This window comes from Solirubrobacter soli DSM 22325, from assembly GCF_000423665.1.
In the GTDB taxonomy this organism is placed as follows: Bacteria; Actinomycetota; Thermoleophilia; order Solirubrobacterales; family Solirubrobacteraceae; genus Solirubrobacter; species Solirubrobacter soli.
Window position 1 is genome coordinate 178,048 of the sequence record NZ_AUIK01000001.1, and the last position, 12,723, is coordinate 190,770.

The following is a 12,723-nucleotide window of genomic DNA, read 5'->3' on the forward strand; positions in this document are numbered from 1 at the left end:
CGAGAACGAGCCGCCAGGCGAGTTCTCGCCGGAGCATGCGAGCGCGCCGCGCGAGTCATGCGGCCACCTTCGTGTCGTCCTGCTCGCGGGCGAGGGAGTCGACCCGCAGGCCGCGGAGCTCCGCGACGCACTGCACCAGCAACTGCATGGGGAGGATCTGAAGGATCGGATCGGCTTCGACGAGGAAGTCCGCGCCCTTGCCGATCGTGGCCACGGTCGCCCCGTAGCCGGACAACGTCTGCGCCAGCTCGAGCTCGCGCTCGGCGCCGAAGAGCACCGCGCCGAAGCCCTCGGCGACCGACTCGAGCGGGCCGTGCAGGTACTGGCGCGTCTCGTACTCGGCGGCCGGGAGGAGGAGCGCCTCGCGGGCGAGCAGCGCCGCTTCGCCGGCCGAGCCGACGGCGGGCCCGGCGCCGACGGCGTCGAGCGTGCGGATCGCGGCGAACGCGCCCGCCAGCTCCCGCGCGTGCGGCTCGAGCCGCTCCAGCGTCGCCGAGACGCGCTCGGGCAGCGCATCCCACGAAGCCGCGGTGTCCAGCAGCGCGTCGGTCAACAGACCCAGCGTCTGCAGGGTCGCCGTGTACCCGAGCGTCGAGACGGCCGTGTCGCGCTCCGGGCCGAGCGGCAGCCAAGCGTCGGCACCGCGCGCCAAGGGCGAGTCGCCGAAGGCGCTGACGGCGATCGTGGGCGCGCCGTCGAGGCGCTCGAGGACGTCGAGCACCTCGGTGCTCTTGCCGGACTGGGAGACGAGCACGAAGGCGTCGCCGAGGCGGGCGATGCCGTCGCCGGTGAGCGCCGACGGGTGCAGCGCGAAGGCGCGACGCCCGGCGGCGTGGAGCGCGTGCAGCGCCGGCGCCAGCGCGTGCCAGCTCGCCCCGATCCCGGTGAGGATCAGCGTGCCGGTGCGGGCCGGCGCGAGGTCGGTCGCGGCCAGCGCCGCGCGGACGTCACCGAGTCCTGCTTGAAGATTTGCTGCCTGAAGGCGAACGCCCTCTGCGAACGAGCGCAAATTTGTGACCTTTCCTAACCAAACGAAGGCGTTCCGGGGCGGGCAGCACCGCCCGCCCCGGAACGGGACCCCTCTTAGGGCGTCGTCGTGGACAACGTGAACGTCAGCGTCTTGCTGTAGGTGCCGGTCCGGAGCGGGTCGGACGCACCGATGTGCTGCTTGAAGCCGATCGTCACGGCCTCGTTGGATGTCGGCCCGTTCCACGCGGACTTCGAGAACGAGACCTGCACCGGCGACGGCAACGTGAACGCGCCGTTCGCCAGGAACGCCGGGACCGGGGCCACGCTCAGCGCCGCGTCACCCGCGGTCGAGATGACGTTGGCGCTGGTGGACGCGGTGTAGTCCTTGTCCACGCCGGGCGTGAAGGCCCCGAACGTGGCCGGCGCGCCGAGCGTCAGCGACAGCGTCGCCGGCACCGAGCCGCCGGCGGAGCCGTCGACCGCGGTGAGCTTGCCGACCTGGACGGCCGCCTTGGCCGCGGCCAGGGCCTCGGGCGTGTTCGCCTGGCCGGGCGTCGCGCCGCCGAGCGGGACGTCGCCCGCGTTGGCGAGGCCGAGATCCTCGACGCCGGTCTGCGGAGCGCAGCCGCCGTTGGCCCCGATGCTCACGGTGTCGACGTTGTGGCCGGAGACGCTGACCACCGCGCCCGCCCCGGCGTCGGAACCCTTGTAGGTCTCCGTGATCATCTGCGACTGACCGGGCCACAGCGTCACGTAGTTGTCGCTGTAGTTGGCCGGTCGGACCTGGTTGTCCCCGGTCCCGGCGCGCCGCACGTCGACGCGGGCGAGGAACGCGACGGTCGACGACTTGTTGGTCAGGCGCACGTCGGTGGCCGTGTCCTGGCCGTCCGGCAGGCCCGCCTGCGCGTGCGTGGTCGCGCACGCGTCCAGCGTCGTCTTGGACAGCAGGCCGTTGATCGGGTCCTGCTGCGGCGTCTGCAGGTTGCGCAGATCGCCGTAGGTGGACAGGTTCGGGTACGCGTTGCCGGTGTAGGTCGGCGTGTCGTTGACCGTCGACAGCCAGTACACGTTGCGGTCGATCACCTTCGTCCCGCGCTTGAGCTGCAGCTCGAGGAAGTACGTGCGCTGCGGCACGCCATTGACCTGAGGAAGCGTCGGGTTCGGGATCTGGAAGAGCTGGTTCATCACGCCCTGGCTCGGCAGGGTGATGTTCCAGGCGTCCTTCGCGTCGAGCACGTTGCCCGCCATGTCGTACGTGCGGGCGGAGACGGTCAGCCCGGACTGCGTCGACCCGGTGAGGTTGGCGACGTTGACCATCCGGTTGCCCGGGTCGTTCTCAGGCGCCGCGTACGAGTAGTAGACGTGCAGCGGCGTGTTGGCCTTCTTGGCGCCGAAGTAGCTGCCCGCCTGGTCGTAGTCGTGGTTGTACAGGTTCCACAGCAGGCTCGGCATCGGCTTGTTCATCATCCAGTAGACGAGGCCGGTCGAAGGCGAGTCGGTCCGCGTCGAGTGGTCGATGTAGGCCTCGAACTGGGCCCGCACGGACTCGTAGTTCAGCGCGACGCCCTTGCGCACGAAGTCCGCGATGTTCGGGTTGTTCGCGTACAGCCCGGTCGCGCCCGGCGGGTTGGTCGGGCACGTGACCGGCGCGGCGGTCCAGGTGCCGTAGCGGCGGCAGATCGCCGTCGCCTGCACGCCGACGTGCTGGAAGGACGCGTAGCTGGTGCCGGAGTCCTGCCCGCCGCGGCCGGAGTTGAACAGGCGCAGATTCGGCGAGGTGATCATCTGCTGCTGCGCCGCGGGCGGCATGAAGCGGTTCAAGGAGTCCAGCGTCGGGATCGTCGAGCCCGGGCTGGCCTCGGTCTCGAACGCCCACGCGCCGCCGCGGTTGACGAAGGCGCCGCTGGTGCACGGGTTCGCGCCCGTCGAGCCCGAGCAGTTGAGGCTGTACGCGTAGCTCGGCGGGAACCAGTTGTACGGGCCCTCCTTCATGCCTGACGGCCCGAGCGTGGCGGTCGACTTGTACTCCGCCGACGCCGTGATCGGGATGTCGAAGTCGGCGTCCTTCATGCCCTTGATGACGCCGGCCTCCTGCTGGGCGCCGGGAGCCTCGTCGCTCCAGCTGAAGAAGATCACGCTCGGGTGGTTGCGCTGCTGGCGGCCGAGGGTGAGCGCGGTGTTGTAGTTGACGTCGAGGTCCTTGGCGGTCCAGCTGTTCGGGGACTCCCAGTAGTTGCAGCACAGGAAGCCGCCGTAGACGAGCAGGCCCTGCTTGTCCATCTCGTCGTAGAAGGAGTCGGGCTGGTCGTCGCCCTCCAGGCGCAGGCCGTTGAGCCCCATCGCCTTGATCAGGCTCACCTCATGGTCCAGGCGCGTCTTGGAGTAGCGCAGGAACATGTCCGAGTCCATCATCCCGCCGCCGCGGAAGACGAACGGCTTGCCGTTGATCGAGAACCAGCGCGAGCCGTTGTAGGCCTTGGTGCCCTTGGCCGACAGCCAGGTCTTGATCGTGCGGATGCCGAAGGTGCGCGACGCCGTGTCCGACGCCGTGCCGCCCACCGACGTCTTCATCGTGAACCTGTAAAGCGGCTGGTCGCCCATCTGGTACGGCCACCAGAGCTTCGGATTGGCGATGTGGACCGGGTCGAACGTGAGCGTCTTGCTCTCGCCCGCGGCGAGGCTGACCGTCTGGTGCACGTTGATCGGGTTGCCGCCGCTGGGGTCGGTGATCGTCGCGTCGACGTCACCCGCGACCGCGCTCGCGGACGTGTTCTTGACCGTGCCCTTGAGCGTCAGGTCGGTGCTCGAGAGGTCCTCGGCGTTGACCTGGTTCACGTGCGCGTCGGAGAGTTGCAGCGAGTTGGAGACGTGCAGGCGCACCGGGTACTTCAGGCCGGTGTTCTGGTCGCGCGCGGCCTGCGTCCAGTCGTTGAAGTCCTGGTTGAGCATCGCGCCCGGGTTGTTCGGATAGAGCTTGAGCGCGATCGCGTTCGCGCCCGGCTTGACCAGGCTCGTGATGTCGAAGTCGTACTCGGGCTCAGAGCCCTGCAGGACCGCCTGCGTGGAGACCTGCGTCCCGTTGACCCACAGGTCGGCCTTGCCCATGATCCCGCGGATCTGGAGCTCGGCGTTCTGCCCCGGCTTGAGGTCGGGGGTGAACTCCGTGCGGAACCACCACGGCACGGCGTAACGGCTGGTCGCCAGCGGCGCGCTGTGGGCGCCGGGCTGGTCGCCTTGGCAGGCGGTGATGTTCTCGCCATAGAAGATGTTGTCGTCGCCGCACTGGGACCCGGCCGGGGCGTTCTGGATCTCGGCGGCGACCTCTGAGCCGACGGCGTTGGCGTCGTTGGTCTTGACCTTCAACCAGGCGGCGGTGTCGAAGCCCGCCTGGCTCAAGCCGGCACCGGTGTCGGTGACCGAAGCGCTGCTGGAGACCTGCCAGTTCGGCGCGAGGTCCGTCGTCTCTCCCATCGCGACCGGCGTGAGGATCGCGCAAACGCCGCCCGCGGCTATGGCCGCGGCGGTGACTGCGCGCGCACGGAGTCTTGATCCGAGCACGGAGTTTCCTTTCTTGGTTCCTCTTCAACCCCCGGCCACGATTAATTCGTAGCCTTTCCTAACGAAAGCGCAAGCTATACCTTCCGCGCTCCTTGGTCAAGCCAGTCGAAATAGGTAACCTCCTTCCCCTGACCCGGAGTGAGCCCTCACCGCGGGAGAGCCCGCGCCCGAACCTGCTCCGAGAGCTCAGCGAGCAGGCGATCCTCGAGACGATCTTTCGCGAGGGGCCGATCACCCGGCCGGAGATCGCCGAGCGCACCAACATCTCCAAGCCGACGGTCTCGGTCGTGGTCGAGCGGCTCGTGCAGGCCAAGCTCGTGCAGGCGGCGGGCGAGCGCCCGGGCCGGCGCGGCCGGACGCCGCTCGCGTTCGTCGTCAACTCCGCCGCGGGCTTCGTGGTCGGCATCGACATCGGCTCCACGCGCCTGCGCGTCGCGGCGGTCGACATCTACGGGGGCGCACTGCGCGAGCTCGAGCTCGAGACCTCGCGCGGGGGCCCGCGCGCGGTCGAGGAGCAGATCACCGAAGCGGTCCGCCAGATCGACCGCGAGCTCGCCGGCCGCCACGGCGACCTGCTGGCGATGGGGGTCTCGACACCCGGCGTGGTGGACCCGAAGACGCGACGGGTGACGTCACTCGCCTGGCATGTCAGCGCGACCGGCGAGTTCGACTCGCTGGCGACGCTCGAGAGCCGCTTCAACGTCCCGGTGCTGGTCGACAACGACGTCAACATGGCCGCGGTCGGCGAGAAGTGGCGCGGGCTCGCGGGCGGTGTGTCGACGTTCGTCGCGATCTCGATCGGCGCGGGCGTCGGCATGGGCATCGTCATCGACGACGAGCTCTTCCGCGGCTTCCACGGCGCGGCCGGCGAGATCGGCTACCTGCCGCTGGCGCGCGACCCGTTCGACGCCCACCATCGCAAGCTCGGCGGGCTCGAGGACGAGATCGGCGCCGAGGGCATCCTCATCGCCTACCGCGAGGCGGGCGGCACGGCCGAGTCGACCCGCGAGGTCTTCGAGGCCGCCCGCACCGGCGACGCCGCGGCGTCACAGGTGATCGAGAACGCCGCGCAGCGCATCGGCCTCGCGATCGCCACCGTCTGCGCGGTCATCGACCCCGAGCTGGTCGTGCTGGGCGGGCGGATCGGCGGCGCCGCGGACCTCCTCCCCGCCGTGCGCGCGACCGTCGGCCGGCTGCTCCCGCTCCCCACCCGCATCGAGACCTCGATCCTCGCCGAGCGCGCCGCGCTCGAGGGCGCCCTGGCGATGGGCCTGCGCGAAGCGAGGAGCCAGCTCTTCTCTCGCGAGCGCCGCGCGCAAACCTAAAGGGGTCAGGCCCCTTTATCTAATGCCTTCGGCGCTGAGCCGCATCACTTCGGGCGCGTCGGCCTTGGTCACGAAATGCGGGCCGGTCGCGATCAGCTCGCCCTCACCCGGGAAGACGCCGTAGCGGTGGCGCTCGGCGAGCAGCATCACCGGCAGGTAGCCCTGCAGGTAGGGCTGTTGGTCGACGGCGAAGAGCATCTTGCCGTCGCGCACGGCGGCCAGGACCTCGGGTGAGAGGTCGAACGTCGCGAGCTTGACCCGCGACTCCAGGCCGGAGGCGCGGACCGCGTCGAGCGCCGGCTTGGCGCCGCCCGGGCCGAGCGTGATGATGCCGTCGACGCTGCGGTCGTTGAGGGCCTCGGCCATCCGCGTCTGCGCCACGGTCTCGTTCTGCAGCGGGACCGGCAGCGGCTTCATCGTGCCGCCGGTCTTGGCCAGGCCGTCGGCGAGACCGCGGCAGCGTTGGTCGAGACCGGTGTTGCCGTTCTCCTGGTTGACGCAGAGCGCGTGCTTGACGCCCGCCCGGCCCATCCGGCGGCCCGCTTCGAGCCCGGCCTTGTACTCGTCCTGGCCGACGTGGGCGAGCGCGCCGACCTTGCGGAACTCGTCGCTGCCCGAGTTGATCGTGACGACGGGGATCCCCGCCTTCACCGCGGCCTTGATCGACGGTGAGAGCGCGGTGGCGTCCGGCAGCGAGACGATCAGCCCGTCGGGATGGTCGGCGACCGCTTGGTCGATGTAGCGCCGCATCCGGTCGATCGAGAACGAGTCCGGAGAGCGGTAGGAGACGGCGGCGCCGCTCTGCTTGTGCGCCTCCTCGACGCCGCGCTGGACGACCTTCCAGAACTCGTCGGACGCCTGGCCGTGGGTGATGAAGACGAGCCGCGCCGTCGCGATCCGCACGCCGCGGGACTGCCGGTCGGGCGCCTCACGGGCGGTGGCCGTCGCGTCGCCGCTCACGACCAGGTCGCGCTCGCGCACGTTGGTGACCCGCCCGCAGCCGGCCAGCAACAGGAGGGCGACGAAGAGCCATGCCACGGGGCGGCGAGCCGGCCGGCGCCTCATGTCCGCGACGCCTCCGCGACCAGCGAGCCCGGCTCGCAGGGGATGTAGGCCACGAGCGTGGTGCCGCCGCCGGGCGGGCTGGTCACGTCCAGGCGCCCGTCGAGCACCTGCAGCCGGTCGATCAATCCGCGCAGGCCCGTGCCGCCCTCAACGACGGCCCCGCCCTTGCCGTCGTCGGCAACGCGCACGACGACCTCCCCGCCGACGCGGGTCACCTTCACCCACGCGTTGCGCGTCTCGGCGTAGCGGACCACGTTGGTCAAACCCTCGGCGACCACGAAATATGCGGCGGCCTCGACCGGCGCGGGCAAACGTTCGTCCAGGTCGACCTCGGCCTCGATGTTCAGCGGCGCGCGGGCGACGAGCGCCTCGACGGCCGCGCCGACGCCGCGTTCGGACAGGAACGCGGGATGGATGCCGCGGGCGAACTCGCGCAACTCGGCCAGCGCGACGGCGAGCTTCTCGCCGATCTGGTCGACCGTGCCCGCCAGGCCGGAGTCGGCCAGCCGCGCCTTGAGCATCCGCAGGTCCAGCGCGAGCGACACGAGCTGCTGCTGCGCGCCGTCGTGCAGGTCGCGCTCGATCCGGCGGCGCGCGTCGTCCGCCGCCTCGACGATCCGCAGCCGCGAGACCCGCAGCTCCTCCACGCGGGCGCGCAGCTCGGCCTTCAGGCGCTCGTTGTCGATCGCCAGCGCGGCCGCGGACGCCGCGGCGGTGACCAGCTCGGGGGACGCGTCGAGCTCGGCGTCGTGGACGATCGCCGCCAGCCGCACGCCGCCGCGGTCGACCGCCGTCCAGGCGCGGCCGGAGCCGGGGTCCGGGAGCCGCACGGGCCGGCCGGCGTCGTCGACGAAGATCTCGCGCTCGGGCAGCCAGTAGGCGATGTTCAGCGAGCGGTCGCCGAGGCGCTCGGCCAGCAGCTCGCGGACCGGGCCGCCCTCGGCCACGCGCGAGCGCAGCAGCCAGCGCACGAGCGCGCGCATCCCCGCGCCGACGCCCTCGAGCGCGGCGATCGAGACGATCGTGGCCGGCAGCGCCAGCAGGCAGAGCGCGATGCCGACGACCGGCCCGAGCGCCCACGGCCCGAGGAGTCGTCCGTCCTCCCCCGCCAGCCCGCTCACGCCGAGTCCCGCCATCGCGATCGCGAGGATCACCGGCAGCCCGGCCGCGGCCAGGCCGAGGAGCGAGATCGGCAGCTTGAGCAGGAGCATCCCGGCGGCGCGCGCGAACGGGCGGTTCAGGAGCAGCTCGCGGATGCCGCGACCGCGCACCGGCTCGACGGGTGGAAGGTGGGTCTCGAGCAGCCGGTTGGCCTGGCGGCGCTCGCCTTCGGCCAGGCGCCACGTGAGGGTCGCGGTGCCGCGCAGGATCGGCAGCCCGACCCACAGCGGGACGAGGATCGTGCCGACCACGAGGCCGCCGCCGATCACCAGCAGGTAGGTCAGGCCTTGGCCGAGCCCGACGACGAGGTAGAGCAGCGCCCGCCGCGCGGCGCGCAGGTGCGGCGAGAGATCGAGCGCCATCGTCATGACGCGGCCTCGACCGTGACGTCGCCGCTGGTGCTCAGCGCCTGGATCTGGAAGGGCGCGTCGGGGGCGTTGGTGAGGCCGCGCACGCGGACCGCGCCTGAGTCGCTCTGGGCGTCGATCTGGTATCGGCCCGCGGGAACGACCGCGCGGACGTCGCCGGCGCGCGAGCGCAGCTCGAGCCGGTCGGCGGAGCACTCGGCCATCGCGCGGACGCTGCCGCTGTCGGACGCCGCGCGCAGCTGGAAGCCGCAGAAGCCGCTCGCGGCGATCGGGCCGGAGCCGGTGTTGACCGAGACCGACGAGCGAACCCCGGTCAGGCTGACCGACCCGCTGCCGGTCTGGATGTCGAGCGGGACGTTGTCGGGCACCGCGAGCCGGTAGGAGGCGCGGCAGGAGCCGAGCACCTGGTCCGGGCAGCGCGAGGTGATCGTGAGCGTCCCGTCCTTGACCGAGCGCGCCTCGCGGCTGGGCGCGCCGTACGCGAAGCGGTCGACGCGGCGCACCTCGACCGCCGCGGCGCCGCCGTCGATCTCCACGTCGGCGTCGCCGAGGTCGAGCCGGATGCCCGACAGGTCGCCGAGCACGCGGTAGCTCGTGGTACGGGTCTCGCGCGAAGCGGCCCACCAGATCGCGAGCGTCCCCGCCGCGACCAGCAGCAGCACCACGGAGACGGTGACCAGCCACCACCAAGCCGCCGCGCTCGCCGGCGCGGTCGGCGACTCAGATCGCCCCTGCATGGGCGGATCTTCTGTGACCGTCACAGGCGTACCGTAGTGGGGCGGACGGTGCGGCTGACCACACCATCGTTCACCTGTCTCCCGTAATGGACCCGTTGCGCACGCGTGGAAATATCCACACCGTTCCCGAAAGGACATGACCAGGCCCACGGATGGGCCGCTCTCTCTCCTCGCACCGGCCCCAGGGCGCCCTTTCTCCCCCCCGACGTCCGCCGGCCGGCCAGCACCTTCGAGCCGTCGCGTCTGACCAACGCGGCGGCTCATTTCGTTAATACGCCGCGCTCCTTATGAGATCGCAAGGTCTTATCAAGGTGACGCCAAGGTTTGCCCGCGAGCATGGTCGTCGTTCCCTCCGCTCCGGCCCTGGACAGTTCCTCTCTCTCCCCGACGTCTGCTGGCCGTTTATGAGCCTTCAGGGCCGTCGCGCCTGACCAGCGCGGCGGCCCACCCTCCCTTAAGCGACCGGGGGGCTGCCGCCCCCCGGACCCCTCGCTTTACGGATTCCCCCACCTGGGGTCGCAAGGTGGCCCCAAGGCGCTCCCAAGGTCGTCCTGGGACAGTTGATCCCACGATGACCCCGCCGCTGGACTACATCGACTGCAGCCTCCCGCACGAGGAGATGACGCTCGGCGAGTACCGCCGCACGCGCGTCGCCCCGCCCGCGCCGCGCCGCCGTCTTCGCCGCCTGTTCCGCTAGCAGCGTAGGCTCGCTCCATGAGCGAGCCGACGAAGTTCCTGCTGGGCGAGGACGCCATCCCGACGCACTGGGTCAACCTGCTCCCCGACCTCCCGGGCGAGCCGCTCCCGCCGCTGAACCCGGGGACCGGTGAGCCCGCCGGCCCCGGCGACCTGGCGCCGATCTTCCCGATGGGGCTGATCCTGCAGGAGGTCTCGGGCGACCACGAGGTCCCGATCCCGGACCCGGTCCGCGACGCCTACCGGCTGTGGCGCCCGACCCCGCTGTTCCGCGCGCACCGCCTCGAGCAGGATCTCGGCACCTCCGCGAAGATCTTCTACAAGTACGAGGGGGTCTCGCCCGCGGGCTCGCACAAGCCGAACTCCGCCGTCCCGCAGGCCTACGAGAACGCGCAGGCCGGGATCAAGAAGCTCGTCACCGAGACCGGCGCCGGGCAGTGGGGTTCGAGCCTTGCCTTCGCCTGCTCGCTCTTCGGCCTCGAGTGCGAGGTCTACATGGTCGGCTCTTCGTACGACCAGAAGCCCTACCGGCGCTCGATGATGCAGACGTGGGGCGGGACCGTGTACCGCTCGCCGTCGGACCGCACCGAGTCCGGCCGTGCGCAGGCCTCGCACCCCACGGGCTCGTTGGGGATCGCGATCTCCGAGGCGGTCGAGGTCGCCGCGCAGAACGAGCACATCAACTACGCGCTCGGCAGCGTCCTGAACCACGTGCTGCTGCATCAGACCGTGATCGGCCAGGAGGCGATGCAGCAGCTCGAGATCGCCGGCGCGTTCCCGGACGTGATCGTCGGCTGCGTCGGCGGCGGCTCGAACTTCGCCGGGCTGGTGTTCCCGTTCATCCGCGGGACGCTGCGCGGCGAGAACCAGGTCCGCTACGTCGCGGCCGAGCCCGCGGCGTGCCCGACCCTGACCCGCGGCCTCTACGCGTACGACTTCGGCGACACCGTCGGGCTGACCCCGCTGATGCCGATGCACACGCTCGGCCACGACTTCGTCCCGCCGCCGCTGCACGCCGGCGGCCTGCGCTACCACGGCGCGGCGCCGATGATCAGCGGGCTGGTCAAGGCGGGCGTCGTCGAGCCCCGCGCCTACCGGCAGAACGAGACCTTCGAGGCCGCCGTGCGCTTCTCCCGCACCGAGGGGATCATCCCGGCGCCCGAGTCCGCCCACGCGATCCGCGGGGCGATCGAGGAGGCGCTGGCCGCGAAGGAGGCGGGTGAGGAGCGCACCATCCTGTTCGGGCTCAGCGGCCACGGCCACTTCGACCTCGCCGCGTATGACGCCTACCTGGGCGGGACGCTTGAGGATCCCGAGTTCTCGGAGGAGGATCTCGAGTCGGCGCTGGCCGCGCTGCCGGCGAACACGCCGGCCATCGCATAACGCGAGGGAGGTCCCGGGATGCGGCAGGACATCGAGTTCGACGCTGAGGGCACGACGCTGCGGGGGTGGTTGTACGTCCCCGACAATGCGGGCGGGCCGGCGCCGACGATCGTGATGTGCCACGGGTACAGCGCGGTCAAGGAGCTGTTCCTCGACGCGTTCGCCGAGGTGTTCTGCGAGGCGGGGTTCTGCGCGCTCGTCTACGACAACCGCAACCTCGGCGCCTCGGACGGCGAGCCGCGGCAGGAGATCGACCCGTGGGCGCAGGTCCGCGACTACCGGCACGCGATCACGTTCGCGCGCACGCTGGACGAGGTCGACTCGGACCGGATCGGGATCTGGGGCTCGAGCTATTCGGGCGCGCACGCGCTCGTCGTGGGCGCGATCGACCGGCGCGTGAAGTGCGTCGTCGCCCAGGTTCCGCTCATCTCCGGGCACGAGAACGCTCGCCGGCTGGTGCGGGCGGACCTGATCAAGCCGACCCAGGACATGTTCGACGCCGACCGCGAGGCGCGCGCCCGCGGCGAGGCGCCGATGACGATCCCGGTGGTCGCGCCCGAGGGCGAGCCCTGCGCGCTGCCGACCGCGGACTCCTACGAGTGGTTCACGACGAGCGGGTCCGACCGTGCGCCGTCGTGGATCAACGAGTGCACGCTGCGCAGCGTCGAGATGTTCTGGGAGTACGAGCCGGGCACGTACCTGGCGTGGATCTCACCCACGCCGCTGCTGATGGTCGTCGCGCAGGGCGATCACCTGACGGTGTCGGACCTCGCGATCGACGCGTTCGAGCGGGCGCGTGAGCCGAAGAGGCTCGAACTGCTCTCAGGCGGGCACTTCGACGCCTACATCGCGGACTTCGAGCGTTCCAGCGGGGCGGCGCGGGACTGGTTCGTGCAGCACCTGACGGCGGGCACGCGGGTGCCCGCGATGACCTAGAACCGGGGGGCTGCCGCCCCCCGGAGCCCCCCGCTTAAACGGCGACGAGGCGGGCCGCCTGGCGTTCAGCGCGGCCCGCAACCGTCCGTGCGACGGGGCGGCCGTGCGGGCCGGCGGCGCCCATCAACAGGAAGTGGGCGGCGACGCACGTCCCTTTGCCCTTGCTGGAGATGATCACGCTGTCGGCGAGGTCGGCGATCAGCGGCATGCCGAGCCCGACGCCCGGCGAGTCGGTGCGCGGGTGCATGCCGAGGCCGTCGTCGGTCACGGAGACCTCGACGCCCTCCTCGTGCAGGTCGGCGGTGACGCGGACCGCGCCGGGACGCTCGCGGTCGCGGTAGGCGTGCAGCACGGCGTTGGTCACGGCTTCGGAAACGACGACGCCGACGGCGTCGCGGTCGACGGCGATCCCCGTCAGCGCATCCAGCACCGCGCGACGCGCAAGCGAGACGCTCTGTGGCTCAGCCGGTAGATCCACGTCGAGCAGGTGGGCGGGAGCAACCTGTCTCATCGCTTAGGGGTATG

At 71.3% G+C, this 12,723-nt stretch carries 10 protein-coding genes; 4 read left to right on the forward strand and 6 right to left on the reverse strand.

The annotated features are described in order from the left end of the window. Positions 1-55: 55 nt before the first annotated feature. Positions 56-1,009 (reverse strand): SIS domain-containing protein, encoded by a 954-nt coding sequence (locus G569_RS62160; RefSeq protein WP_053225654.1) that lies wholly within the window; start codon positions 1,007-1,009, stop codon positions 56-58. A gap of 74 nt (positions 1,010-1,083) precedes the next feature. After that, positions 1,084-4,440, reverse strand: coding sequence for a glycoside hydrolase family 2 protein (locus tag G569_RS44535; RefSeq protein WP_053225655.1), 3,357 nt, complete (start codon positions 4,438-4,440; stop codon positions 1,084-1,086). Positions 4,441-4,619: 179 nt separating this feature from the next. On the opposite strand from G569_RS44535, the gene G569_RS0100905 reads away from it, so the two are divergent. After that, positions 4,620-5,852 (forward strand): ROK family transcriptional regulator, encoded by a 1,233-nt coding sequence (locus G569_RS0100905; RefSeq protein WP_053225656.1) that lies wholly within the window; start codon positions 4,620-4,622, stop codon positions 5,850-5,852. Positions 5,853-5,867: 15 nt separating this feature from the next. On the opposite strand, the gene G569_RS0100910 is transcribed toward G569_RS0100905, so the two are convergent. From G569_RS0100910 to G569_RS0100920, 3 genes are read right to left on the reverse strand one after another with little or no spacing between them, the layout of a single operon-like run. Further along, the gene (locus G569_RS0100910; protein ID WP_028062015.1) at positions 5,868-6,917 is read right to left on the reverse strand and encodes a sugar ABC transporter substrate-binding protein; all 1,050 of its coding nucleotides are present in this window, start codon (positions 6,915-6,917) and stop codon (positions 5,868-5,870) included. Continuing rightward, entirely contained in the window at positions 6,914-8,446 is a 1,533-nt protein-coding gene (locus G569_RS56965) for a sensor histidine kinase (protein WP_084284005.1), read from the reverse strand. The genes G569_RS0100910 and G569_RS56965 overlap by 4 nt, the downstream gene beginning before the upstream one ends. Beyond that, entirely contained in the window at positions 8,443-9,183 is a 741-nt protein-coding gene (locus G569_RS0100920; RefSeq protein WP_028062016.1) for a DUF4097 family beta strand repeat-containing protein, read from the reverse strand. The genes G569_RS56965 and G569_RS0100920 overlap by 4 nt, the downstream gene beginning before the upstream one ends. Before the next feature lie 571 nt (positions 9,184-9,754). On the opposite strand from G569_RS0100920, the gene G569_RS65860 reads away from it, so the two are divergent. The 3 genes from G569_RS65860 to G569_RS0100935 are packed head-to-tail and all read left to right on the forward strand — an operon-like array spanning position 9,755 to position 12,198. Then, complete coding sequence (locus G569_RS65860) at positions 9,755-9,880, forward strand: hypothetical protein (RefSeq protein ID WP_306764983.1); 126 nt, start codon at positions 9,755-9,757, stop codon at positions 9,878-9,880. Between the two features lie 17 nt (positions 9,881-9,897). Next, positions 9,898-11,262, forward strand: coding sequence for a TrpB-like pyridoxal phosphate-dependent enzyme (locus G569_RS0100930; protein WP_028062017.1), 1,365 nt, complete (start codon positions 9,898-9,900; stop codon positions 11,260-11,262). 18 nt (positions 11,263-11,280) lie between these two features. Then, the gene (locus G569_RS0100935; protein ID WP_028062018.1) at positions 11,281-12,198 is read left to right on the forward strand and encodes an alpha/beta hydrolase; all 918 of its coding nucleotides are present in this window, start codon (positions 11,281-11,283) and stop codon (positions 12,196-12,198) included. 34 nt (positions 12,199-12,232) lie between these two features. Here the strand turns inward: G569_RS0100935 and G569_RS56970 are convergent, their stop codons facing one another. Next, positions 12,233-12,709 (reverse strand): ATP-binding protein, encoded by a 477-nt coding sequence (locus G569_RS56970; protein ID WP_084284009.1) that lies wholly within the window; start codon positions 12,707-12,709, stop codon positions 12,233-12,235. Between the last annotated feature and the right edge of the window lie 14 nt (positions 12,710-12,723).

What these genes read in the sequence shown, in the direction of transcription:
- G569_RS44535 (WP_053225655.1), bottom strand. Translation starts at nt 4,440, where the DNA reads ATGGGAGAGACGACGGACCTCGCGCCGAACTGGCAGGTCTCCAGCAGC.
- G569_RS0100910 (WP_028062015.1), bottom strand. Translation starts at nt 6,917, where the DNA reads ATGAGGCGCCGGCCGGCTCGCCGCCCCGTGGCATGGCTCTTCGTCGCC.
- G569_RS56965 (WP_084284005.1), bottom strand. Translation starts at nt 8,446, where the DNA reads ATGACGATGGCGCTCGATCTCTCGCCGCACCTGCGCGCCGCGCGGCGG.
- G569_RS0100920 (WP_028062016.1), bottom strand. Translation starts at nt 9,183, where the DNA reads ATGCAGGGGCGATCTGAGTCGCCGACCGCGCCGGCGAGCGCGGCGGCT.
- G569_RS65860 (WP_306764983.1), top strand. Translation starts at nt 9,755, where the DNA reads ATGACCCCGCCGCTGGACTACATCGACTGCAGCCTCCCGCACGAGGAG.
- G569_RS0100930 (WP_028062017.1), top strand. Translation starts at nt 9,898, where the DNA reads ATGAGCGAGCCGACGAAGTTCCTGCTGGGCGAGGACGCCATCCCGACG.
- G569_RS0100935 (WP_028062018.1), top strand. Translation starts at nt 11,281, where the DNA reads ATGCGGCAGGACATCGAGTTCGACGCTGAGGGCACGACGCTGCGGGGG.
- G569_RS56970 (WP_084284009.1), bottom strand. Translation starts at nt 12,709, where the DNA reads ATGAGACAGGTTGCTCCCGCCCACCTGCTCGACGTGGATCTACCGGCT.